The following is a 24,588-nucleotide window of genomic DNA, read 5'->3' on the forward strand; positions in this document are numbered from 1 at the left end:
ATGCTAGCGTTGACGCTGGCCCTCGCAACTGCTTTCGCCCTGGCCCTAGGGAGCTGCAAGCTCAATGAGTATTGCATTGATTGCCCGGTCGAAGAAGACGCCACGCCGGTCGACGCACCTGACGACAGCGCCGATGCCGACGCGCCGGATGTCTGCCTCACCACGGGCGCCGAGCAATGCGACGGCGAGGACAATGATTGCGATGGCAGCATTGACGAGGACACGGCCGAAGAACCGCTGGCGCAAGTTGGCGACGTTTGCAGCAGCAACGTCGGCGAGTGCAGCGAGGGCACCTATGCCTGCGAAAATGGCGCGCTCGTTTGCGTCGGTGGCACCATCCCTACGCCCGAGCTGTGCGACAACCTCGACAACGACTGCGACGCTTTCATCGACGAAGGCAACCCGGGCGGGGCGCTGGTCTGCGGCACCGACGTCGGCGAGTGCATCGCCGGCACCACGGCATGCGTCAACGGTATCATCGATTGCATCGGCGACGTCGGCTCGGTCGGCGGCACGCCGGAGGCGTGCGACAATCGCGATAACGACTGCGACGGCTTGGTCGATGAGGGGCTCAATGGCTTTGGCAATTGCGGCCTCACCGACGAAGGCGAATGCGCGTTGGGCAATCTCACCTGCACTGGCGGCACGCCAATTTGTATCGGCGCCATCAATCCGACGTTTGAGCTCTGCGATAATCTCGACCAGGACTGCGATGGCTTTGACACCAATGGCTACAACCTAAACCTCGACCCACTCAACTGCGGCACCTGCGGCACCGTCTGCGTCGTGCCCAATGCCATCGCGGGATGCGCCGGTGGCCTTTGCGCGGTCGCGGGCTGCAGCGCCAACTTCTACGACATCGATCTCGATCCGCTAAATGGTTGTGAGTACCCGTGCACGTATCAGGGTCCCAACGAATTATGCAACCTCATCGACGATGACTGCGACGGCACCATCGACGAAAACCTCACCCCGCCGCCCATTTGTGAGACGCAGGGCGAGTGCGCCGGCGCCGTGCCGAGCTGTGGCGTTAATGGCTGGACCTGCAACTATGGCCCCACCGTGTCGCAGGACGCCAACGGTCAGATTATTCCCGAGACCACCTGCGATGGCCTCGACAACGATTGTAATGGCCAAACCGACGAAGCCTTCCCCGACATCGGGCAAGCGTGTGACGACGGCACGTTTGGCGTGTGCACCAGCTACGGCACGTGGGTATGCGGCCCCACCGGTAATTCGCCGCTGGAATGCGATATCACCATTCCCGGCGCGTCCGAAAGCGCCGAGGCTTGCGATGGCCTCGATAATGATTGCGACAACGTCGTCGACGACGGCGCGGCCACCGGCAACCTGCCGGGGCAAAACTGGGTCAGCATCGGCAATGGCGTTTCAATGATGAAGTACGAAGCGTCGCGGCCGGATGCGACGTCGACGCTCACCGGCATTCGCACGACGGCGACGTGTTCGCGGCCCGATGTCCTGCCATGGACCAACGTCACGCCGCCTGAGGCGGCCGCGGCCTGCGCGTCGGTCGGCGCGCGGCTGTGCACCGAAGTCGAATGGCATCGCGCCTGCGCGGTGGTCGCCGGGCAAACCTATCCCGTGGCGCAGCCAGGCAGCGGCAACGGCGACGTCGTGCTCGAGGCCGAGAATTACTACCAGGCCGTCGCGGTCACCGATCCGGGCGATAGCAAAGAGCGCCGCTTCTTGCCAGATTCGGCCGGTGGCATCTCGGGGCTGATGGCGCTCAAGGTGTCGCCTAATAACGGGCAAAGCAACACCACGGCGCAAGCCATCACGCAGTCGACCTATGTTGACTATCGCATCACCATGGCCCAGACCGGCAACCACTTCATTTGGGTGCGCATGCTCGGTACTACCGATAGTGACGATGCGATCTATGTTGGGCTCAAGGCAGGGGCAAGCCCTGCGTTTGTTGCCGGCGATTTGCTCAGCATCGTGGATAGCCGCGGAAGTAATCAGTCGACGTATTTTTGGTATCGCGCCGCCGCCATCAACGTCGCCGGCACGGGCTTGCATACGCTCCGCATTTATATGGCCGAGGATGGCGCGAAGATCGATCAGGTATTTCTGACCAAGAATACGAGCACCTCGTTTCCGGCCCAGCGGGGTCTTGCGCCAACGCGGCCTCGTGCAAAACCGGCAACACCTACGCCTACGCCAGCTCGCCCAATACCTACGCAGGCACCACCTGCAACGCGCTCGAGTACGATACCAACACAGGCCTTGCAGGCGATCAGAACGATATCGAACCCACCGCCAGCCTGCCGCAATGCAATGCGGCGTGGGCGGATGGCGGCATCTTCGATCTCTCGGGCAACGCCAAAGAATGGACCGCGCCGCGGCTGCCAGGGGTCAACCCCTTGCGTGGTGGCGCGTCTAACAACACCGGCCTTGGCACCAGCTGCGCCTTTGACTTTACGGCGGCCGGCAACGGCTTTGCCTTCGGCAACGTCGGCTTTCGCTGCTGTCGCTGACCAGCACCCGCCGTGGCGAGCCAGTTCTGCGTGCGCTGCCGGTTGCCCGAGCGGGCGTGCGTCTGCGCGCGCCTGGTGAGGGGGCAAAGCAACATCGCCTTGACGATCGTGCGCCACGTCGGCGAGCGTTCGCGCGTCTCCAACAGCGCGCACTTGGTCGCGCTGGCCCTGCCGGCCACCCGCATCATCGATTACGGCTTACACGGGGCGCCCGTGGAACACATTGAGCTGCCGCGCACCCCCGGCACGTATTTGCTCTTTCCCGAGGGACCGCCGCGCCACGACCTTGCATCGCTGCCGCATCCGCTAGATCATTTGGTGGTGCTCGATGCGTCGTGGAGCCAGGTTCGCCGCATGCGGCATCGGCTGCCTGCGCTTGCCGGCATGCCACCGCTGCACGTCGCGGCCTCGGCGCAGCGTCGGCGCATGCGCGCACCGCCCAAGGCGGGCCTGGTCTCCACGCTAGAAGCCATCGCGCTGGCGCTCGACCTCGCGGGGGAGCAGGGCGCCGCGGCAACCCTCGAGGCGACGTACGACACGTTCACCGCCGCGATGATGGGCCTGGGCCGAACGGGGCACCTCTGATGCGCTTGCCACTTGGCGTCAAGCTCACGCTTACCACCTCGGTGGCGGTTGCCATCGCGCTGGGAACGTTTGCGCTCATCACCGGCAAGTCATTGGGCGGCGGCATGCCGTGGATCTCTGCCGGCGCGTTGTTGGTTAGCGGCGTGCTGGGCGCGGTGTGGCAGAGCATTCGCGTCGTGCGCCCACTACGCGCCATGGCCGATGCCACGCGCGACATTGCCGGCGGCGATCTGTCGCGACGCGTGCCAGTAGAGAGTCGCGACGAGGTCGGTGCCATGGCGCAAAATTTAAACACGATGGCCGAGGCGCTTGAGGCCTTGCTGCACGATCGCGAGGCGCAGGCGCGGGTCAATCAAGAACTCGAGCTGGCGCGGACGCTGCAAAAGGCGATGCTGCCGCCGAGCGATGCCGTGGCCTCGGCGGGCCACGTCGTGTTTGGCACCAGCCGGCCAGCCTCGCGCTGTGGCGGCGATTGGTGGCTACACCATGAAATTTCGCCGACGCGGCTGCTCCTGGTCGTCGCCGATGCCACCGGCCACGGCGTGGGGGCCGCACTCATCGCCGCCACGGCCCGCGGCGCCTTGCTCGCCGTTATCGAAGCCAAGGGTGAGGCACTCACCACGGACGACGTGATGCGCGCCTTTGCCGCCGGGACAATGCGTAGCAATGCCACCACCGGCGAGACGCCGATGACCTCGCTGGTTGTCATCTGCGACGTCGCCACGGGTGAGCTGCAGTATCGCAATTGCGGCATGCCGTTTCCGCTGCTCGTCGCGGGCGGCGGCGTAACGGCCCTGACCTCGCTGCAGGTCGCAACGCGGCACCCGTGGCGGCGCGGCGAGACGCTCGTCATGTATAGCGACGGCCTCACCGAGCAGCAGAACGCCAAGGGCATGCGGTTTGGCGATCGCCGGCTCGCCGCCGTCTTGCGCGCACAGGGTGGCACGCTGCTCGCCCGCGATCACCGCGCCGTCATCGACGCCGGCATTGAGTTCGCCGGCGGCATCGCCCCCGACGACGACATCACGCTGGTGATGTGCCAGGCGCCCCAAGGGCCGCAAGATAGCTAAACCCAGCTTGCATCGCGGCGTGCAGCGCCGCCAGCGACGCCGGCGTCTTGATATCCACCACGGGCTCGGTGTCGTATTGTTCGAAGAACAGCGTGTGCGGCGCTTCATCGGGCACACCGAGCGCGGTGCGAATGCGGCGGTGATCGGGCACAAAGCCGCGGTGCAGCAGCGAAGTCAAAGTGTTGCCGATGGTGCCCTGCAGCCCGCAAATCAGCACGGTGCAGGTGGTGGGGTTGATCGCCGGTACGCCGACCTGCGTCGCGAGGCGATCTAAGTTTTCGGCGACAAACAAGTTCTCGACGCGACCGGTTTGCCCGCTCCAGGTCGGCGATTCGGCCGGACGCGACACCGTCGGCACATAGCGCAGGCCCAGCGTCGCGACATATCCCTCCAGCTCCTGCCGATAACCGAGTTCGTTATCGCGCGACACGCCGTGCAAGATGGCGTAGCGCGAGAGGTCGGGCGTGCGACTGGGATGCGCGTCGATGGCCTCGCGCACCATGCTGACAAATGGCGCAAGCCCGGTGCCAGCGGCAACCATAATGCAAACGCGAGGGTCGCCGGCGCCGACGGTGTCGGGCAGCGTAAACTTGCCGGCGGCGACCGGCCGCATGTAAAGCCGAGCACCCGCCTGAAGGCCAAAGCACTGCGGCGTCAGCGGATTGGCCGATTCGGGCGTCGAGACGCGGCGGATATAAAATTCCGCGGCGCCGCGGTGGTGGGGTGACGAGGCGATGGACATCGAGCGCCGCACCGAGCCGAGTTCGGGCTGCGCCTCATTATTGAGGCCAATCACGCAGTATTGCCCGGCGACAAACCACGGGAACTCGGCTGGCGGCTCGTCAGGGCGCACAAAAAAATGTGCCAGGCCCGGCGCGATGTCGACGCGCGCCTCCAGCGTCGCGTTGTACTCAAGCAACTTAGCCATGGCTCACCGTAACAGGCAATGCCGGCTGACGCCATGCGCGCACGCCGAGCACGCCGATCGCGATGGCAAGCCCGGCGAGCACAAGCGCCACGACGGCATTTATCCACGCGGGCGAGCCCAGCGTCGCGGCCGCCAGCTCGCGTATTTGCAACACCAGCGAGGTCAGCGTGATGCTGGCGACAAACAAGCACGGTGCCAACGTGAACCAATAGCGACGGCCCTCTCGCCGCAGCCACAAGGTAATGGCGAGCAGCGAGAGGGCGGCGAGCAGCTGATTCGAGGTGCCAAATAACTTCCAGAACAGCGCGTACGCGCCTTGCCCTGCCATGAGCAAAAACACTAGCGGCACCGCGCAGGTGAGCAAGGTCGCGCCCACGGCCGCCAGGCGCGAAGGCGCCGCAAACACCTCTTGCAACAGATATCGCCCCAGCCGCGTCGCCGAATCGAGCGTGTCAAAAATGAAGGTGGACAGGGCCATCGCGCCAAACGTAATCGCCATGGTGCGATGCTCGGGCCCAATAATTTGCGTGAGGAAGGTGCCGATGCCCTTGGCATAAAGCGCGCCCGGCTTGTCAGTGCTCGTGGCCACGATCATCACCGTCGCCAGCGCGATCAGCGCGACGAACGCCTCAAGCAACATGGCGCCATACCCCACGGGGTGGCAATGCGTCTCCTTGTCGATCTGCTTGGAGGTGGTGCCCGAGCACACCAGGCCGTGAAACCCCGAGCACGCGCCGCACGCAATGGTCACGAACAAAAACGGAAACAGCGAGCCGCCGCTGGCGCTAAAGCCGCGAAACGCCGGTTGCTCGATGCTATGGCCGCCAAAGAAAATGCCGATCACGCCGATGAGCAAGGCGGCATACAGCACAAATCCGCCGAGATAGCCGCGCGGTTGCATGAGCAGCCACACCGGTGCGACCGAGGCCAACGCGCAGTAACCAAGCAGCACGAAGATCCACGCCTGCCACGGCAAGATGAGCAAGGTCGAGTATTGGGTGCCAACCCAGATGCAGCCGACGGTGGCGGGGACAAAGATAATGGTCAGCAGCCACAGCGGCCACTTGAGAAAGCGCTCGATGATGCCCATGACCATGGCGAGGCCCAGATAAAGCAGCGCCGCTAGCGCTACCGCGCCGCCCTGGTTAAACCGCATCAAGTCCTTGGTCTCGGCGTCGCCCGTGACGAAGGTCGAGGCGGTGACGTCGGTAAAGGCGACGATGACGTAGACCAGCGCGACCCAAATAAAGGTCGACATCATCAGCCACGCCGGGCGGCCGACGTGCACCCGCAGCACCTCGGCGATGCTCTTGCCGTCGTGGCGCACCGAGGCGACGAGGGTCGCCACGTCGTGGACGGCGCCAATAAATATGACGCCAAATCCTATCCACAGCACGCAGGGCAGCCAGCCGTACTGCTGGCACGCCAGGATAGGGCCGACGATGGGTCCCGCGGCCGCAATGGCGCTAAAATGTTGGCCAAACAGATAAAATGGCCGCGTCGGGACGAAATCGACCCCGTCGGCGTGCCGGTGGGACGGCGTTTGGGCCCCCGCCTGGAGCGCGAATTGGCGGGCGATAAAGCGCCCGTAAAACCGGTAACCTAGCGCCAGGAGCGCCACCATGGCCCCGGCCAACAACGCAAGATGCATGGCCTTGACTATAGCGAAACGCGGCAGATTTGGACTAGAGTCCGCCGCAAATGACCTCAGGTGGAATGGAAGAAGACTTCGGCGCACTCCTTGCCGAATTCGAAGGCAAGGCCAAACGTCCAGGCGAACGGCGTCCAACAGTGGGCGATACCGTCAAGGGATCGATCGTCTCGATTGGCCGCGAATCAGTATTTGTCGACCTCGGCGGCAAGGCCGAAGGCATGCTTGAAAAAGCCCAGGTCGTCGATGGCGATGGCAACGTAACCGTCAAGGTTGGCGACCAGCTAGAAGCTCGCGTCGTCGGCGATGAAGGCGGCGTATTCACGTTGCGCGTCAAGCTAGGTCGCGGCGTTCAGGCCAAGCAAGAGTTGGTGATGGCGTTCGAGACCGGCCTGCCGGTTGAGGGCGTGGTCTCCGATATCGTCAAGGGCGGGCTCTCGGTGCAGGTCGCCGGCGTGCGCGCCTTTTGCCCAGCCTCGCAAATCGATGCGCGCTTTGTGCAGGACCTCGCGCCGTTTGTCGGCCAGCGCTTTAACTTCCGCATCACTAAGTATGACGGCCGCGATCTGGTGCTGTCGCGCCGCGTGATCGTCGAAGAAGAAAACAAGATCAAGGCCGTCGAGACTCGCTCGCGTTTGCAGCCAGGCTTGGTCGTAGAGGGCGTTGTCACCGCGTTTAAGCCATATGGCGCCTTTGTCGATATTGGCGGCATCGAGGGCATGTTGCACGTCTCCGAGCTCGGCTATTCGCGCGTCAACGACCCGCAAGAAGTGCTCAAGCTCGGCCAGACCGTGCAGTGCGTGATCCTCAAGATCGAGCCGGGCGATCGCGGCGAGCGCATCAGCCTCTCGCTTAAGGCGATGGCGGAAGACCCATGGAACCAAGCGGCCAAGCTGCTGGTCGAGGGCGGGCGCCTCAAGGGCACCATCAAGCGCCTCGAAACCTTCGGCGCGTTTGTTGAAATCGCGCCGGGCGTTGAAGGCCTCGTGCACATCAGCGAGCTCGGCGCCGGTCGCCGCATCAATCACCCTAAAGAAGTGGTGACCTCGGGCCAAGAAGTTGAAGTAACCGTGATCGCCGTCGACGCCGAAAAACGCCGCATCGCGCTCTCGATGGCCTCGACCGTCGACGGCACGACCGAAGAAGTTCGCGAAGCCTCGGAACAGCAAACCGTTGGCGCCGCCAAGCATCTCGGCACCTTTGCCGACCTGCTCAAAGAAAAGCCAAGCGCACCGTAAGCGCTTGTAGATGGCACGTGACCTTGCCTGGCGCGGCACCGTTGCTCTCGCCGGGCTTTTAGTGCCAGGCCTGGGCTACGTGCTCCGGCGTCGCCCCGCGCTCGCCGCCGCAACCATGGCCGGGTCCATCGCCTTGGCCGCGCTCGCCCTGAAAATCATTCCGTCCCCGCTGGGCCCCGCAATCTTGTGGCCCGCCGGCATCGCCTACGCAGTCCTCGTCCTTGCCTCCGCCGCCCACGCGGCCGCTCTGCCAACGCCTTAACATCCCTTGTTCTGATGGAGCGCCGGGGCGCTGGCCACTTGAAGCCGCGCCCGGCGCCTGAGTTCCCCTGGTGCCCAGCCCCTCCCCCAACTGGGGTCTAAGGGCATCTGGCTTGCGTCGGTTGTGCTTGCCCGTAACCCAACAGAATGAGAGTGCTTTCTATTGGGAATACCATGGCGAATAACCTGGCATGCGACGTGCATTTGTTGCCGTCATGAAGACCGATAACCTCCTTGCAGGCTCCTTACTAATAGCTGCCACTCTCTCCTCCAGTGCCTGCGTCGCACCCCAGTCAGACGATGACAAGGGCGACGAAACCAGCGAAGGCGACAAATCAGCGAAGCTGTTTCCTTCGCTGGCAAAGCGCTGGTGGTACTACGATCAAAATGCGTGCACGCGCGAAGGCAGCGCGCGCACGGGGCGGTTTCTACAGGATATCTATCTCGTCGACCAGGCGGACCTCGAAGAAGGTGCCGCGCACCGGATGTACTTTAACCTAAATGTCGACAATTGCATCGATGGTGTATCCATCGAGCAAACCAACTACTACCACGGTTCGCTTGCGTTCAAACAAATCCTGCAATCAGCAAATCCAACCCAGGTGTTAGCCGCAACCCGGTTCGAACGCATCACGACAGTCAACGCCGAGACCGGCGCAGCTGTAGAACAGCCAACCGATGGCATCCAGCTTGATGTCAAGATCAAGAGCTACGACCAAAGTGGTGAAATCTATCTCGTCACCCTCGGCGGTTCGGGCTTTGAAGATGTTGGCTGGTCGATTCTCGGCGCCATTCACACCGACGACGTTTGGACCACCAAGACGACGACAGACTACTAGGGGGCGTATCTAGTTTCGGAACGATGGGGTCACTCTCGCCTCCCTCTTAACCTGTCATTGCCAGATATTAGATCCGGTGCTGCAGAATCACGTTTGCTGGAACGTGATCACGCAGTAGCCAAGTTAACCATTTGAAACAGTTGCTGAATTTCGGGCCGGGAGTGACCCTTACGCCGCGCGGCGACGCAGCAGCCAGCCGGTGAGCATGGCGGCAAAGAGCAGGTGAAATGCCAGCTCGCCTGAAGACGAGCCGTTGGCGGCGCAACCCGCGCAGCCTTCCTTAGAAGCTGGCCAGCACACGCCGGCGCTGCCAGCGGTCGCGAGGCACTCGAAGTTGGCGGGGCATGAATCGGCCGAGATGGTGTTGCAGGCTTGGCTGCAGCGCATTTCGCCGCCGGCTTCTTGGCAGCTCGCCGAGGTGCAAGCTTGGTTGTATTCGCAGGTCTCGCCGAGTTCTAGCGTTGGCGCGTTCCAGAAGCATTTGCCGGACTCACACAGCTGTCCTTGCGCGCAGTCAGTCGCCGCATTGGTGCAGGCGGCGCCCTTGGTGATGGTAATGGTTTCGATGGCTGGCGTGCCTTCGAGGTCGTTGTAGGCGCGAACTTCGAGGTCGATGACGCCGTTCGGCACCGTGTCCGGCATCCCGACGACATCCTTAGGTAGGATGATGGTGTAAGCGCCAGTCCCTTGGGCTTCGGGCGATTTGCCCGCGTTGGTGCCCCACAGCCAGCCGTTGACGTAGACGTCGATGCGATTGAGGCCGCGTTCGTGCAACGAGGTAAGGGCGACCGTGACATCAGATCCGGCGCCGAGCGCGGCGCCATCGGCCGGCGACGTGATGGTTAGCGAAGGTGGGGCTGGCTCGACGCCGGCGCCAAAAAAGCCGAGGAGCGACTTATGCGCGTTTTGCTTGGGGGCGCCGCATTTGCAATCGCGCGGGCTTTCCGACGGAAAGCTCGGCTGGTTGTTTTCAAACGCGCCACAGCGAATGTCGAGATTGCGAAAGTACTTGCGCGTGCCGCAGTAGCCCTCGTAGGTCATCGGGTCGGTGCACGAACCAACGTGGTCGAGCGTGAAGGCGTGGGCGGCTTCCTGGGCGGCGGCGGCACACATCTCCTCGATCATGGTGGTCGGGTTGGCGTAGGCCGCCGGGTGCTCATTGGCGAACACAAAGACGATGGAGTTTCTAAACGGCGAGCAGCCCGCGGCGCCTGGCGCGACGCCAAGCACGCCGCTGCCAGGCGGATATCCGATTTGCGAGGCAAAGCCGCCGGTCTTGATTTCGGTGTGGGCCGTGGTACCTGGGTCAGTTTCGGTGATCACCACGTCGTACGGCGCGAAAAGGTCCGAGACGCAACTAACGTAGGCGTCCCACAGTTCATCGTTGGCGGTGGAATTTGGATTGGTCATGCCGTCGTCGTCGACGTCAAAGGCCGACAGCGTCGAGTTTTGCGATGGAATCGTCGATTCGTCCGTCGTGGAATCGTTCCGCGATGAGGCGCGGACAAGACACGGCTCTTCGGGGTCGTTGCAACGGTTGAGGTAGATGACGTTGGCGACGTCGCCGGGAGCAAAGGCGCTGGCGGGCGTCTCGACAAATTGGATGGGGCCGGGATTGCTGCGTTTTAGCGGGTACTGCTCCGACGTTGTCGGCGCGACTGGCTTGGGCGGGCCGGCAAGCAGGGTGGTCGCGCCGCCCACCGTAAGGGCGAGGCCGGAGATCAGCGCCACGGCACGCGCGACAAAAGGCGAATTTGAATTGCGAATCATAAGAGGTGCACATACCAAGAAACCGTGCGTTTCCCAACCGGATTCGTCGCGCTGGATGGGCTAGATCACGGTTCGATCTCTCGTCGCATTAATTGTAAGGTCTTGTTATTTCAGGTAGTTGCGATCGCGCGGCAAAGCACGCCGCGCCGAGGCCTGGCGCTACCGCCTGGAAAGGCGGGGAGTTGCCTTGATTTCGCACCCTGGGCAGAGTATCCGACGCGGCGCGAAGGCTTATTTTTCGCGCGTAAAACCAAGGAGTCTGCGGTGATTACCGATCTGTCTAAAGTCCGGAATATTGGCATTTCTGCTCACATCGATAGCGGTAAAACCACGCTGACGGAGCGCATTCTTTTTTACACCAAGCGCATCCATGCCATCCACGAAGTTAAGGGCAAGGACGGCGTCGGCGCCACCATGGACTCCATGGAGCTCGAGCGCGAGCGCGGCATTACCATCCAGTCGGCCGCGACCTTCTGCGAGTGGGGCGGTTCCAGCCCCGCACGCGGCATCAAGCTGCATCACATCAACATCATCGACACCCCGGGCCACGTCGACTTTACCGTCGAGGTCGAGCGCTCGCTGCGCGTTTTGGACGGCGCCATCATGGTGCTGTGCGGCGTCGCTGGCGTGCAATCACAGTCGTATACCGTCGACCGCCAAATGCGCCGCTACAAGGTGCCGCGCATCGCGTTCGTCAACAAGCTCGACCGCACCGGCGCCAACCCGTTTCGCGTCCGCGACCAACTGCGCGAGAAGCTCAAGCTGCACCCGGTCATGATCCAGTATCCGATCGGCCTCGAAGACAAGCTCGAGGGCGTCGTCGACCTCATCGAAATGAAGGCCTACCGCTTCTCCGGCGACAACGGCAACGACATCACCATCTCGGATCCAACCGGCGAATTGCTCGAAAACTGCAAGAAGGCGCGCGAAGAAATGCTCGACGCGCTGTCGATGGTCTCCGATGGCCTCACCGAGGCGATGCTCGAAGAGAAAGTCACCGAAGAGCTCATCCGCGCCGAGCTGCGCAAGAGCACGATCGCGCTCAAGTGCACCCCGGTCATGATGGGCTCGGCGCTCGGCAACACCGCCGTGCAGCTGCTGCTTGACGGCGTGACCTACTACTTGCCAGAGCCACGCGACGTCGAAAATATCGCGCTCGATCTCGACAAGGAAGAGGCGCCGGTTGTCCTCGAATCCAATCCCGACAAGCCACTCGTCTTGCTCGCGTTTAAGCTCGAAGACGGTCGCTACGGCCAGCTCACGTACATCCGCATCTACCAGGGCAAGCTGCAAAAAGACGACTTCATCATCAACACCCGTACCGGCAAGAAGTTCAAGGTCGGGCGCTTGGTGCGCATGCACGCCGACGACAAGGACGACATCACCGACACCAGCGCCGGCGACATCTGCGCGCTGTTTGGCATCGAGTGCAACTCGGGCGACACCTTCACCGACGGCAAGGTCAACTACGCCCTGACGTCGATGTTCGTGCCCAATCCGGTCATCTCGGTGGCGATCAAGCCCAAGGATGCCGGCGCCGAAATGAACATGTCCAAGGCGCTCAACCGCTTCACCAAAGAAGACCCAACGTTCCGTTGCTGGGTCGACGAAGAGTCCGCCGAGACGATTATCGCCGGCATGGGCGAGCTGCACCTCGAGGTCTACATCGAGCGCATGAAGCGCGAGTACAAGGCCGAGGTGGTGACCAGCCCGCCGCAGGTGGCGTACCGCGAGACCATCGGCATCAAACAAGAGTACAACTACACCCACAAGAAGCAAACCGGTGGTTCGGGTCAGTATGGCCGCGTCGCCGGCCACATCGAGCCGTTCGATGGCGACTTCGAGTTCAACGACGAAATCAAGGGCGGCGCGATTCCGCGCGAGTTTATCTCGTCGGTGGAAAAGGGCTTCAAGTCCATGATGGCCAAGAGCCCACGCCTCGGCGTGCCGGTGGTTGGCATGCGCTTTGTGCTCAACGACGGCCAATCGCACGCGGTCGACTCCTCGGACATCGCGTTCCAGGAAGCCGCGCGCGGCGCCTTCCGCGAGGCCTTTGCCAAGGCCAAACCAAAAATCCTTGAGCCGATCATGAAGGTCGAAGTCGAAGGCCCATCCGAGTTCTCGGGCAACATCCTCGGCACCATCATGCAACGCCGCGGCATCATCATGGGCCAGTCCGAAGACGACGGCTACGTGAAGGTCGAGGCCGAAGTGCCCCTCGCCGAAATGTTTGGCTACTCGACGCCGCTGCGCTCAAGCACGCAAGGCAAGGCCGAATTCTCGATGGAATTTGCCCGCTACGCCGACGTCCCAGGCAGCATCTCGGAAGACCTGCTTGCCAAGGCCGCCAAGGCCAAAGAAGCCGCCCGCAAGTAGCCTGCGCGGCACGGCGATACACGCCAGTACGTCAATCGTCTTGAATTCGCGCATTCGCGATGGCCTCAATGATGGCCATGATCTGCGCCGGTGGCGTGTGCTCGTTGATGTGGCAAAAGCCGGCTTCGACGTCGTCATCGGGGCCAAAGGTTTGGGCCAACCGAAAATTCATGTAGTTGCAAAGATACGCCGAACTGTCACTCGCAAACCAGCCGCCATTTGCCGTGGCACTTGTTACGGTCTGGACATCGCCAACATGCGGGGTCTCAGGCCGCGACGCCGCGAGGGCGCGCTCAACATCGTCGACGGCAAGGTCGCTTGGTATGCGTTCGCCTAGCGGCATGGTGCCGTCGATTTGCTGAGGTGCGGGGGTCTGCTCGGTGTAGAGGGCATTTTGCGCCGAGTGCTCGAATTGGACATCGTTAGGCGTGACGCCCATGGCGATGATGCAGCGCGGCCGCAAGGTCCGCATCTCCGCGATGAATTCGTCGACCGCGGCCGGCGTGACCGCAAGAATCCGCGACATAATGTTGAGGCCCAACTCCGCAGCGAGGTCACACACCTTGTTGGCCAGCACCTCAGATGGGTTAACAGCGATTGACTGAAAGGGACCAAAGCCGGTTACGACGCACAAAGGGGCGGTGGCAAGGTCAGCGCTTTGCAAGGCGAAGTGCAGGTCGGTGTAAGCATTGTTGGATGGTACGTCGCTGCGCACGCCGGCTTGCCCTGCCTCCTGCGCCAAGTTGCTTCGTAACCGGCGCATGAAACTCATTGTACTACAACGGTCGCAGCGATGCGGAACAACAACGCACCCCGAACGCCAACCAAATGATAGAATTTGGCCATGCAAGCGGTGAATGCGCCGGTGAAAGATTGGAAGCCGGCGGTTAGGCACTTGTGCAAGGTGGAGCCGCGGTTTGCGCCGTTGGTAAAGCAACACGGGCTGCCGACGATGGCGCCGGCGCGCGACCTTTACGGGTCGCTTGGGCGTGCCATTGTCTATCAACAGCTCAGCGGCAAGGCGGCGGCGACCATCTTGGGCCGTGTGCAGGCGGCGCTCGGATCGCCCAAGGTCTTTCCCAAGGCTAGCGTGCTGGTGCGCGCAGAGATGCCGGTGCTGCGCGGCGCGGGCTTGTCGCAGGCCAAGGCGCTGGCGCTGCTCGATTTGGCGGCGCGGGTGGAAGATGGCCGCCTGGATTTGCGCAAGGCGCGGCAGCTGCCGCACGCGCAGCTCGTCGAGACGCTGACCGCCGTGCGCGGCATTGGGCCATGGTCGGCAGACATGTTCGCCATGTTTGCCCTGGCCCGGCCCGACGTGTTTGCCTATGGCGATTTGGGCGTAAAGAAGGGCCTGCAGACGTTTTTAGGCCTGCGACAATTGCCCACCGAAAGCGTGATGGAAAAACGCAGCGCCGCGTGGGCGCCGTGGCGCTCGGCGGCGGGCTGGTACATGTGGCGCGTACTTGAGTCGTAACTAGCGTGCCGCTTGGTTGGCCAAAGCTACGCGATGCGCCGTCAGCGTCAGCAGCCCGAGCAGCACGACCGCGCCAAATTGGTGAGTGACGCTGACATGCACGGCGGCTTTGTGAAACCACAAGATGGTGAGCACGCCGAGGAGAAATTGCGCGCTGGTGGCAGCCGGCACCAGCCAAAAGCCTCGCGCCTGCGAAAGATAAAGCTGCCACCCGAGGCCGAGGCTGGCGAGCAGCACACAGGCACCGAGCCAGCGGTGAATCCATTGCACTAGCGCTGGCAGATTAACCGCGGCGCTCCAGAGGCTGCCGGCGCCCCCCAGCGTGGCGCCTGGGAAAAAATGCCCGCCCATGAGGGGATAGGTGTTGAAGAGCAGCCCTGCCTTGAGCCCAGCCACAAACGCGCCGTACGTGAGTTGCAGCCCGAGCAACACGCCAAATGCCATGACCCACTTGCCCGCCGTGCTGGCGCGCAAGCCGCCAAATCGCGCCGCGCCGCGCCGCAAATCGAGCGCGGTCCACACAATGAGTACAAACGTCAGCAGCGCCGTCATGAGATGCGCCGCGAGGCGAAAATGGCTGACGCTTGGGCGATCGACGAGGCCGCTCTTAACCATCAGCCAACCGAGCAGGCCTTGGAACGCGCCGAGCCCAATGAGCAGCAGCAGGCGATTGCGCAGCGGCGCCGCAAGCGATCGTCGTACCCAGAAGAAAATCATCGGCAGCACCATGTAGATGCCGAGGAAGCGCCCGAGCAGGCGGTGCGCATACTCCCACCAGAAAATATTCTTGAACTGCGCGAGGTCGTAGTGCGCATTGACCTGCTCGAATTGGGGCGTTGCCTGATACTTGGCAAACAGCTCCTGCCAAGCCGCATCGGAGGTGGGCGGCAGCGCGCCGCGCACCACGTTCCATTCGGTGATCGAAAGCCCCGAGCCGGTAAGCCGGGTGGCACCTCCGACCAACACCATGGCGGCCACTAGGGCGGCGGCACCCCAGAGCCAAACTTGCTGTGCGCGCGCCATTTGGTTATGAGGTCCCATGGCCATGCTTGTAGCGTAAAATGTGATGTCCGACGACGGCTTAATGTCGCACGTTACCGGCTGCAGCGGCACGCGCGGTGGGGGCGGGTGACGCTGCCTTAGGGGTTGAGCGGCAACGTAGCTCGGGGGCCGCCAAGGTCAAGCAGCGCTAGCCGCACCTCAGCCAGCGGCAGGCCGATCACGTTGGTGATCGAGCCGCGCACCTCGCGGACAAACGCTGCGGCAATGCCTTGCACGGCGTAGCCGCCCGCCTTGCCATCCCATTCGCCACAGGCGACATAATCCGCGATGTCCTGCGGCGAAAGCTCAGCAAACAGCACTGCTGTGGTGACCACGCGCGCCAACAATTCGCGGTTTGGCTTGGCGATGCAGTAGCCGGTATGCACGAAATGCTGCCGCCCGCTCATGACCCGCAGCATCTCGGCGGCTTCATCCGGCGAGGCCGGCTTGCCCAAGATGTGCGCGTCGACGGCGACCGTGGTATCGGCGGCGATGATCCATCCCAGCCTCCCCGCATCGGCGCAGGCGAGCGCTTTTTGCGTGGCTAGGCGCAACACGTAGTCATCCGGCGCTTCGCCTGGTGCCACCGACTCTTCAATATCGCTGGGCGCGACGTCGACTAGGTAACCGATACGCTCGAGCAGCTCGCGCCGCCGCGGCGAGGCCGAGGCCAAGATGAGGTGGGCCGTCACGCGGCGAAGTATGCCATGAAACCGCTAGGCGACCGGCGCGCCGCTCGTCGCCGCTTAGCCGCGGGATGGCGATGGCGGTAGCCACGAGGTGAGGATCGATGGCCCCGGGCGGCGTCGAGGGAAATTTATTATGTCTGGTTTGTTAGTGAATGTTTTGGTGCAACACGTTGAAATGACTTTGTAAACCACCGGGCCGTGGCTTGGCCCAAATGCTGCAATCACTGCTTCGCATGAAGCTATCCAAACAAGTATTCATTTCGTTGCTATCGGGCATCGCAGCCACCGCGATGGGTTGTCTTGGCAGCACCGGCGACGGTGACACCGAACTGCCGCCCGGATTTTCAATCGTCGGCGACGACGTGCCCAAGGGCGAGGCGTCGCGGGTGTGGATCGAGAGCAACGAATCGGGCCACGGCTTTTTGGTGCGCAGCCGCAAGCCGGTGCCATGTCCGGGGCGCGGCCTGCAAACCACCTGCGCGGTTGACCGGATTCAAATCATCAATTCGCTGGCGCCAAGTGGCTCGGCGAACGCGGCCGAGATCATCGAGCGGATTGAAGCCAATACGATCGTCTTTGACGCCGTCATCAGCAACGGGCTCGGCATGTCAAGCGACGGCGAGCTCGGCATAAATGGCGCCACGGTCTCGCTTGTCTCGGCCTACCGTGGGCTGTGGGACGCCAAGGAGTCGAACATGGCGGGAACCGGCCCCGATGAGGCCGCCTTGCACGGCTGGGGTCGATATCGCGGTGGCGTCGACTACGACCGCTGGGATTTGTTCCTCGACGACACCCTCGTGCATTGCTTATACGGCAATCGCATTGCCTACAACACTGGGCTCGAAGAGGCGTTTGACGCCATCGGTGCCCCCGATGGGCCGGCGCTCGTGACCGTCCACTTTAGCGTGTCTCCGTCGCGCAACTGCTTGCTCGACGTTGTTCAGGTGTATGAGGAAATCACGCCGGCGATACCAGACCCTGAGTGATGCGCGTTAGTTATTGCGCACGGTCGGCGCGCTCAGCGAGATGAATTCGGCCGAGGCCGCGACTTGGCGGACCGGCTCGTCGGCCTGGCGCGCCGCCACCCGATCGCGCAAGACAAAATCGATGGTGCGCACGCGCTCCTGCATGGAGGTCGCGGAAATAGGCAGGTATTGCACGCGGTGTTGCTCGAGCATGAGCTTGATCATGCCGTCGATGCGCAGCACGGCGTCCCATTCGACGTCGGCGCGCACGCCGTCTTCCTTGAGGCACTCCTTGCTCGGGCGCACAAAAAATACGATGCCGTCGGTGACCCATTTCATGTAGTCGGTGAACATCTTGGAGGCGAAAATGTCGGCGACGTTGGTGGCGTGATCGGCCGCATAGGCGAGGTTGTCAAAGGCGCGATCGCTGACGAAGCCATCCTTGGCCTGCAGCTCGACCGCAACCTGGCGCGCAAAGACCTTTTTCTGATACTGCCCGACCAGCTCCATGTCGGTGCGAATGGCGCCGAGGTTGGTTTCCATCTCGGCGAGCACGGTGCGCGCCACCTCGGTGATCATCGGCAGATTGTAGTGCCGGGACACATAGCGGCACAGCGTGGTTTTTCCGGTTGCATGGCTGCCAATGAAGTAAACTCGCATGGGCAGCTTGTACGAGATCCCTCTGACAGGCGACGAGCGCCAATAGATTCAGACGGTTACGGTGTTTGTTGCACCGGGGACACCGCGGTAATCACCACCGCGCTGCTCTCGCGGGCATTTTCGCCTACCGCGGTTACCGCAAAGCTGCCCTCGCCCAGCACGCGCGTCTGCGGCCCCGCCATGACCTCGCGCACCGTCCAGCTGGTCCCTATGTATTGATAGAGGACAAACCGCCCCATGCCGGCGATCGTCAAGCGTCGCGCCTCGTCATCGAACTCAAAAGTCGGCACGCCCGGCACGGCCGCATCTGCGACCACCGGAGGAGGCAGCGCGGGCTCGACCCACGCGGTTGCAAACAAGTTTCCGAGATCTTGATTGCCGGTTACTTTGGTTGCGCTATAGGCGATGGCGCCGCGCACGCCCGGGGAAATATTGTTATCGGCGAGCGCGAGTTGCGTTTGCATTTCGGTAAGGTCCCAGGCTGGCGTGGTGGCATACGCTGCGGCGTTGATGCCCGCTACGACAAAGCGGCCGCTATCGCCTGCGAGCGACGCCCACCACGGCAGCAACGTAGCGTAGCTCTGTGCCGTCTGCGTCGTCGGCCAATAGAGTTGGGGCGCCAAATAGTCCACCCATCCTTCGGTGATCCACGTCGGCGCATCGGCGTAGATGGCGTCGTAGGCGTCGAGGCCGGTGATGCCTTCGGGTATGCCTGGGCGATAAATGCCAAACGGGCTGATGCCAAACCGCACGTGTGGCGCGGAGGCGGCGAGCTGGTCGGCGACGCCGCGCACCAACAAGTTGACGTTGTCGCGCCGCCAATCACCGAGCCCAAGCGTGCCGCCTGCGGCGAGGTACTCATTATATGTAGCCGTGTCGTCAAAGGTTTGCCCGGCTACGGGGTAGGGATAGAAGTAGTCGTCAAAGTGAACTCCGTCGATGTCGTAGCGCGCGGTGAGGTCGGCGATGACGGCGAGCACATGGGCGCGGACCTGCGGCTTTCCAGGGTTGAGCCAACGCTGGCTGCCGTAGCTGACAACGAGCTCGGGATGGGTATTGACGATATGCGTCGCCGCGGTTTGGGTTACGCCCGAGATGCGCGCGCGATATGGATTAAGCCAAGCGTGCAACTCGATGCCGCGGCGGTGCGCCTCGTCGATCGCGACGGCAAGTGGATCAAATCCAGGCGCCGCGTCCTGCGTACCGGTAAGGACGCGAGCCCATGGCTCGAGCTCCGAGGCATACAGCGCGTCGGCTTCGGCGCGCACTTGCAAGAATACCGCGTTAAAGCCCCGATCTGCGAGTGCGCCAATGAGCGCGCGCAGCTCGGCCTCTTTGGCGGCAGCCGTGGCCGAGGCATCGCGCGGATAATCAAGGCCCCAAACGGTTGCCACCCAAGCGGCGCGTAGCTGGCGCTCATGCGTGGCGGCAACGAACTCGCCGCTGATGAGGCCCGGTGCCAGGTCGAGGCGCTTGTCGCCATCAAGCGGGGGCGCGGTCGGTTGGCTTGCGACGCAGCCGGCGGCGGGGGCCCACGACGCGGTTGCCGCCAGCGCGGTTATAAGGATGCCGGCGCCTCGCATTGCCGCTAAGGCGTATCACGAGCCGGGGCGGCTTCCCAAGACAATTTGCCGGCGTGGCAGGGGCAGCAGCTACGCCTGTCCAGCTTGGCCGCCCTGCGTTTTGCCGCCGAGCAGCTCCGTGACGATTTTAAACGTGCCGGGTGCGGCGAGGGTCCACACGCCGAAGTAACCGACCGCGACGACGATTAGGCGAAGCCCGATCACCAGGCCATGGCTGAACGTGGTGGCGCCCATCAAGCCCAACATAAAGAGGATTGGCTGGATGACGACCCACGCGATGACGATTGCCGTTAGCAACGGCGCGAAGGCCTCGAGGGATCGGAGCGCCGGCGGCAATTTATCCGCGGGCACGGCGAGCGCGCCGCTGGCAATGCCGGCGAGCAAGACGGCAAAAAACAGCAGGTTGTGGATGACCAGGAAGGCGGGCATATGTTCGAACGTGAAAATAAATTCGACGGCATCAATCATAAACACGAGCCAGAATATGGCCCCGAGCGCAATAATCGCGCGTGGTGCCATGGCTTCGGGGAATTGCAGGCGCGCCATCAGGCCAAAGAGGAGCGCCGCGAGGCCGAAGTAGTAGGTGTTGCTGCCAAGCGGGTTACCGCTGCTTTCGCCGCCCATCGAAAACACGCCGACGATGGCGACCACTGACAGCGCGGCGCCGACCAGCGCATGCGACACGAGATTGCGCGCGACGGCGATGTAAAAGGCGCCGGCCAGCACGGGAAACACCAGCATGGAAAACTTAGGCACGCCTTTGCTAAAGGCCCAAACATTTTCGCCCAAGGTCGACATGGGCAGCACCAGGCACGAGCACAGCATGACGCCGAAAATCATCAGCAGCAGGTTGCGCATTTCGAGATTGGCGAAGAGATCGAGGGAGTGGCCAAACAAGGTGCCGCGCTGCGAGCTCGGCAGCTTGCGCGCCCAGTCGTCGAGCGGGCCGGGGGTGTCAGGTCCAACGTAAGCAGGGCCGCCGCCGTAGGATTGCGCAGGAGGCATCGTCGGCGGTTGTCCATACGAAGGTTGCTGCATCGGCGGCGCGACGTAGGCTTGCTGACCCGGTTGCATCGGCGGCGCGACGTAGGCTTGCTGCCCCGGCTGCATCGGCGGCGCGACGTAAGCTTGCTGACCCGGTTGCATCGGCGGCGCGACGTAGGCTTGCTGCCCCGGCTGCATTGGCGGCGCGACGTAAGCTTGCTGCTGCGGTTGCATGGGCGGCGCGACGTAGGCTTGCTGCTGTTGCTGCATCGGCGGCGCGACGTAGGCTTGCTGTGACGCGGGTGCCATGGCAGCGGGCGCCGGGGCCTGATAGGCGCCGGCGTGGTGGCCGGCAAAAGGCGATTGCATCGCGGCCTCCGGCACCATGGTGGCGGCGGTGGCGGCGGCGGACATGTTTGGCGCAGGCGGGCTGCTCGCGGGAGGAATTGTCGTTGCCGCGTACGCAGGTGGAGGGCTGTTTCCTGGCGGAAGGTTGGTTGCGGCGTGGGGCGGCGCCGCTGCCTGAAGACCTGGTTGCGGCGCGAGCGTAAACATCGGTTGCGGCACCAGTTGCGCCGTGTGCGGCACGCTTTGCGGTGCCACGTGTGGCGGCGCGCCCGTGATGGAAGCGGGGGGGCGCCAGTTGCCTGGTGAATTCCCAGCCGAGGCGATCGGCGTTTGCACCTGCGTCGGGGCCGTTGCGGCCGCGGCAGGGGGTTGGTGACCTGGCTGGCCCGTCGGTGCTATCCCGGGTGCGCCAGGCGTGCCAGGCGCGGGAATCTTTGGGGCCGCATATCCAAACATTGTGCGCGCCGGCGAGGGGCCTGCGCCGGCCGCTGGGGGCGAAATAGCCGGCGCCGCGGGCGCGGCGGCAGCCGCGGGAAATGGCCGATTGCAGGCGATGCATGCGGCGGCAGCGCCGAGGTTCATCGCGCCGCAATACGGACAAGGTTTGGTCGAGGTTGCCATTGCCGCGAGCGTACCCCAGCCGATCTCGCATGGTCAACGTAGCCGCCGGTTATCACGGCCAAGTTAAGGGCAATGGCGGCGGTCGTTGGCGGCTATGGAGATGGCACGCGGCACGTAGGGCAAAAAAACGACCGCGCACGATCGCGCCGCGCGCGCGCATATCGCAAACTGCACGCGCGATGGCGCGGCGCATGACGGTAGCAGAGGAGCGAAATCCCGTGACGTTGCGCGTCGATGGCGTGTCCGTGCGCGCGTATGCCGGCGACACCGTAGCGGCCGCGCTTATCGCGCAACAGCTGCCAACGATGCGCTCGCTTAAGTATCACCGCCCGCGCGCGCCGTTTTGCATGGATGGCCACTGCGGCAGTTGCCTGATGCGGATTGACGGCGAGCCGAACATGCGCGCATGCATGACGCCAGTGCACGACGGCCTTGAGGTGTGCTCGCAAAATGCCTTGCCCACCGCGACCCATGATGCGCTCGGCATCATCGATCGCGTCTATGCGCAGGGCCTTGATCACCATGCCATCATGACCGGGTCGCGGTTGCAAAACCGCGTGGCACAAGTGGTCGTGCGCCAGCTAAGCGGGCAGGGGACCTTGCCTGTGCGCGCGAGCTCGCAAGAGGCAAGCTTACCGGCCGAGCGTTTGGTGTGCGACGTCTTGGTGGTCGGCGGAGGTGTGTCGGGGTGCATTGCGGCGGCGAGCGCGGCGGCGGCTGGCGCGACGACGCTGCTGATCGACGATGGGTTCGCGCTTCGCGGCGTGCCAGGGGCCGCGCGCGTCTTGACGGCCACCGCCTTGCTCGGCGTGTTCCACGAGCATGGCCGCGCGTACGCGATTGCAGCCTCAGCATCTCATACGTACCGCCTTGAGCCGCGGGCGTGGGTGTGGGCCACGGGTAGCTACGCGCAAAATGCGGTGTTCGCCAATAACGACTTGCCCGGTGTATTTGCGGTGCGCGCGGTCGCGCCGCTGCTCGCCGCAGATGTATTAGTTGGAGAGCACGTGCTGATTGCTAGCGACGCGGCATCGATGGCGCACGCGCAGGACACGGCGGCGCTGCTGCGACCTGATGGTACAGAGGTGACAATCGCCGCGATCGAGACGCTGGTAGCCGCCCACGGCGACGGCTGGGTGCGGGGCGCGACGCTTGCAACACCGGACGGCGAGGTGGAAATTGACTGCGATGCGATCTGCGTCGCGGTGGTGGGCTCGCCCGCGTTCGAAGGGCCGGCGCAACACGGCTGTGAGGTTGCCCTGCGTGAGGCGCAAGGCGGCTTTATCGTCACCGTCGATGCGCGGCAGGCGACGTCGGTCGCGGGTGCATTTGCCTGCGGTGCCGTGACCGGTGAACTCGATGAAGCGGCGGCGTTGGCGCAGGCGGAGATCGCTGGGCGAGCGGCGGCGGCCTATGCGTCAGCGGCCTATCCAACAACGGCTGTGGCGAAATGAGCAAGGCCATTGTATGCCGCTGCGAAGATGTTACGGCGGACGACGTCGCACATGCGGTGGCGTGTGGCTATCGCGATTTGGAAGAGATCAAGCGCTTCACCGGCTTTGGCACCGGGCCGTGCCAAGGCAAAGAATGCCATGCGTTGGTGGCGCGGCAGTTAGTGCAGCTCACCGGCGCCCCGCCGGCAACCATGGCGCCGTTTACCTCGCGGTCGCCGCTGGTGCCAACGCCGTTTCGCGCGTTAGCAGGCCTGGGAGCGCTGGAATCGCCATATCGCGCGCCCGCTGCCGCGACGTTGCCGCCTGCGCCGCAAACACCACGTGAGGCCGACGCGGCGCTCGCCGCGCATGCGCCAACGTTGCCCGCGCACGCCGACACGGTCATTATTGGCGCCGGCGTGATTGGGCTAGCCATCGCGTACTACCTGACGCAAGCGGGCGTGACGGATGTTGTCGTCATCGATCGCAGCTATCTCGCGGGCGGCGCCTCAGGGCGCAATGGCGGCGGCATTCGGCAACAATGGTCGACCGAAACAAATGTGCGCTTGATGCAGGCCTCGGTGGGGCTATGTCGCGACTTCGCAACCGAGCTCGGCGTCAACAATTGGTTTCGCCAAGGCGGCTATCTATTCTTGGCGCGCACCGATGCCGAGGTCGCTAAGCTTGCGCGTAATGCCGATTTGCACGCGCGGCTCGGCATCGGCACGCGCCTCATTTCGCCGGCGCAGGCAGGTGAGCTGGTGCCGGAGCTCAATCTGCAAGGCATCGTCGCCGCGGCATATAACGCAAGCGACGGCATTGTCTTTCCGTGGCCATTTTTATGGGGCTACGCGCAAGCGGCGCAGGCCAAAGGCGCCAAGCTATTTACCCACACCGCGGTGCACGCGCTCGAGCGCGATGGCGGCGAGGCGGGCGGCGGCTTTATCGTGCGCACGGCCCGCGGCAGCGTGCGCGCGCGGCGCGTCGTCAACGCGGCAGGCGCATGGTCGCCTCACATCGCCGCGATGCTTGGCGTTGCGCTGCCGACGTGGCCGGTGCGTCATGAAATATGTTCGTCAGAGCCGCTTAAGCCATTCTTGCAGCCGATGGTCTCGGAGCTAGCGAGCGGGCTGTATTGCAGCCAGTCGATGCGCGGCGAGCTGGTGGGCGGTTGCACGGTGCCCGATGAAGGCAGCGGCCTCGACATGTCGTCGACGTCGCGCTTTCTCGCCACCTACGCCGCGCGTCTTACATCGCTCATGCCGTCGTTGGCGCGGGTCAAGATGCTGCGGCAGTGGGCCGGCCCGTACGAGCGCTCGCCTGACGGCAACCCACTGCTGGGTTCGCCGACGGGGCTGCCCAACTTTTATCTCGCCGCAGGCTTTGTCGGCCATGGGTTCATGATGGCGCCGATCATCGGCAAGCTGTATGCGGCCTGGTTTGTCGGTGGCGATGCTGCCAAGCACGACATTTTTTCGCAGTATGCGGCCGATCGCTTTGAGCGCGGTAGCGGCGCCCCGCGCGAAGATTTCTCTATCGGCTAGACAGAACCGCATTGCGTGGGGACCTTTCGG

General features: G+C 63.6%; 20 protein-coding genes. 11 read left to right on the plus strand and 9 right to left on the minus strand.

Features of this window, described 5'->3' with window-relative positions:
• From IPL79_17120 to IPL79_17130, 3 genes are read left to right on the plus strand one after another with little or no spacing between them, the layout of a single operon-like run.
• A complete protein-coding gene (locus IPL79_17120) occupies nucleotides 1-2,577 on the plus strand; it encodes a hypothetical protein (GenBank protein ID MBK9072700.1) in 2,577 nt (858 codons plus the stop codon).
• Complete coding sequence (locus IPL79_17125) at nucleotides 2,529-3,083, plus strand: DTW domain-containing protein (protein ID MBK9072701.1); 555 nt, start codon at nucleotides 2,529-2,531, stop codon at nucleotides 3,081-3,083. Before IPL79_17120 ends, IPL79_17125 begins: the two co-directional genes overlap by 49 nt.
• On the plus strand, nucleotides 3,083-4,153 hold the full coding sequence (locus IPL79_17130) for a SpoIIE family protein phosphatase (protein MBK9072702.1): 1,071 nt from the start codon (nucleotides 3,083-3,085) through the stop codon (nucleotides 4,151-4,153). The genes IPL79_17125 and IPL79_17130 overlap by 1 nt, the downstream gene beginning before the upstream one ends.
• On the opposite strand, the gene IPL79_17135 is transcribed toward IPL79_17130, so the two are convergent.
• Both IPL79_17135 and IPL79_17140 read right to left on the minus strand, forming a co-directional pair.
• A complete protein-coding gene (locus IPL79_17135) occupies nucleotides 4,107-5,081 on the minus strand; it encodes a hypothetical protein (GenBank protein ID MBK9072703.1) in 975 nt (324 codons plus the stop codon). The two genes, IPL79_17130 and IPL79_17135, sit on opposite strands and share 47 nt — an antisense overlap.
• The gene (locus tag IPL79_17140; GenBank protein MBK9072704.1) at nucleotides 5,074-6,732 is read right to left on the minus strand and encodes a carbon starvation protein A; all 1,659 of its coding nucleotides are present in this window, start codon (nucleotides 6,730-6,732) and stop codon (nucleotides 5,074-5,076) included. The genes IPL79_17135 and IPL79_17140 overlap by 8 nt, the downstream gene beginning before the upstream one ends.
• A 50-nt stretch (nucleotides 6,733-6,782) precedes the next feature.
• On the opposite strand from IPL79_17140, the gene rpsA reads away from it, so the two are divergent.
• From rpsA to IPL79_17155, 3 genes are all read left to right on the plus strand, one after another.
• On the plus strand, nucleotides 6,783-7,970 hold the full coding sequence (gene rpsA, locus IPL79_17145; protein MBK9072705.1) for a 30S ribosomal protein S1: 1,188 nt from the start codon (nucleotides 6,783-6,785) through the stop codon (nucleotides 7,968-7,970).
• A gap of 10 nt (nucleotides 7,971-7,980) precedes the next feature.
• Complete coding sequence (locus IPL79_17150) at nucleotides 7,981-8,232, plus strand: hypothetical protein (protein MBK9072706.1); 252 nt, start codon at nucleotides 7,981-7,983, stop codon at nucleotides 8,230-8,232.
• Between the two features lie 214 nt (nucleotides 8,233-8,446).
• Complete coding sequence (locus tag IPL79_17155) at nucleotides 8,447-9,070, plus strand: hypothetical protein (GenBank protein MBK9072707.1); 624 nt, start codon at nucleotides 8,447-8,449, stop codon at nucleotides 9,068-9,070.
• A gap of 168 nt (nucleotides 9,071-9,238) precedes the next feature.
• On the opposite strand, the gene IPL79_17160 is transcribed toward IPL79_17155, so the two are convergent.
• Nucleotides 9,239-10,840, minus strand: coding sequence for a hypothetical protein (locus IPL79_17160; protein ID MBK9072708.1), 1,602 nt, complete (start codon nucleotides 10,838-10,840; stop codon nucleotides 9,239-9,241).
• A gap of 264 nt (nucleotides 10,841-11,104) precedes the next feature.
• On the opposite strand from IPL79_17160, the gene IPL79_17165 reads away from it, so the two are divergent.
• The gene (locus IPL79_17165) at nucleotides 11,105-13,216 is read left to right on the plus strand and encodes an elongation factor G (GenBank protein MBK9072709.1); all 2,112 of its coding nucleotides are present in this window, start codon (nucleotides 11,105-11,107) and stop codon (nucleotides 13,214-13,216) included.
• Between the two features lie 31 nt (nucleotides 13,217-13,247).
• Here the strand turns inward: IPL79_17165 and IPL79_17170 are convergent, their stop codons facing one another.
• Nucleotides 13,248-13,979, minus strand: coding sequence for a hypothetical protein (locus IPL79_17170; GenBank protein ID MBK9072710.1), 732 nt, complete (start codon nucleotides 13,977-13,979; stop codon nucleotides 13,248-13,250).
• Between the two features lie 81 nt (nucleotides 13,980-14,060).
• Between IPL79_17170 and IPL79_17175 the strand changes: the two genes are divergently transcribed.
• Nucleotides 14,061-14,690 carry a DNA-3-methyladenine glycosylase 2 family protein gene (locus IPL79_17175; protein MBK9072711.1) on the plus strand — a complete coding sequence of 210 codons (630 nt, stop codon included), beginning with the start codon at nucleotides 14,061-14,063 and terminating at the stop codon, nucleotides 14,688-14,690.
• On the opposite strand, the gene IPL79_17180 is transcribed toward IPL79_17175, so the two are convergent.
• The gene (locus IPL79_17180) at nucleotides 14,691-15,737 is read right to left on the minus strand and encodes a COX15/CtaA family protein (GenBank protein ID MBK9072712.1); all 1,047 of its coding nucleotides are present in this window, start codon (nucleotides 15,735-15,737) and stop codon (nucleotides 14,691-14,693) included.
• Nucleotides 15,738-15,829: 92 nt separating this feature from the next.
• Entirely contained in the window at nucleotides 15,830-16,435 is a 606-nt protein-coding gene (gene maf, locus IPL79_17185) for a septum formation protein Maf (protein ID MBK9072713.1), read from the minus strand.
• 218 nt (nucleotides 16,436-16,653) lie between these two features.
• Here maf and IPL79_17190 point away from each other — a divergent pair, with 218 nt between their 5' ends.
• Nucleotides 16,654-17,406, plus strand: a complete 753-nt coding sequence (locus IPL79_17190) for a hypothetical protein (GenBank protein ID MBK9072714.1) — start codon at nucleotides 16,654-16,656, stop codon at nucleotides 17,404-17,406.
• A gap of 6 nt (nucleotides 17,407-17,412) precedes the next feature.
• On the opposite strand, the gene IPL79_17195 is transcribed toward IPL79_17190, so the two are convergent.
• From IPL79_17195 to IPL79_17205, 3 genes are all read right to left on the minus strand, one after another.
• Nucleotides 17,413-18,045 carry an ATP-binding protein gene (locus tag IPL79_17195; GenBank protein MBK9072715.1) on the minus strand — a complete coding sequence of 211 codons (633 nt, stop codon included), beginning with the start codon at nucleotides 18,043-18,045 and terminating at the stop codon, nucleotides 17,413-17,415.
• A 56-nt stretch (nucleotides 18,046-18,101) separates the two neighbouring features.
• A complete protein-coding gene (locus IPL79_17200) occupies nucleotides 18,102-19,628 on the minus strand; it encodes a family 10 glycosylhydrolase (GenBank protein MBK9072716.1) in 1,527 nt (508 codons plus the stop codon).
• A gap of 69 nt (nucleotides 19,629-19,697) precedes the next feature.
• A complete protein-coding gene (locus tag IPL79_17205) occupies nucleotides 19,698-21,581 on the minus strand; it encodes a hypothetical protein (protein ID MBK9072717.1) in 1,884 nt (627 codons plus the stop codon).
• Between the two features lie 191 nt (nucleotides 21,582-21,772).
• Here IPL79_17205 and IPL79_17210 point away from each other — a divergent pair, with 191 nt between their 5' ends.
• On the plus strand, nucleotides 21,773-23,035 hold the full coding sequence (locus IPL79_17210; GenBank protein MBK9072718.1) for a (2Fe-2S)-binding protein: 1,263 nt from the start codon (nucleotides 21,773-21,775) through the stop codon (nucleotides 23,033-23,035).
• The gene (locus IPL79_17215) at nucleotides 23,032-24,558 is read left to right on the plus strand and encodes an FAD-dependent oxidoreductase (protein MBK9072719.1); all 1,527 of its coding nucleotides are present in this window, start codon (nucleotides 23,032-23,034) and stop codon (nucleotides 24,556-24,558) included. Before IPL79_17210 ends, IPL79_17215 begins: the two co-directional genes overlap by 4 nt.
• Nucleotides 24,559-24,588 lie beyond the last annotated feature (30 nt).

The sequence above is a fragment of the Myxococcales bacterium genome, assembly GCA_016716835.1.
GTDB lineage: Bacteria > Myxococcota_A > Polyangia > Haliangiales > Haliangiaceae > JADJUW01.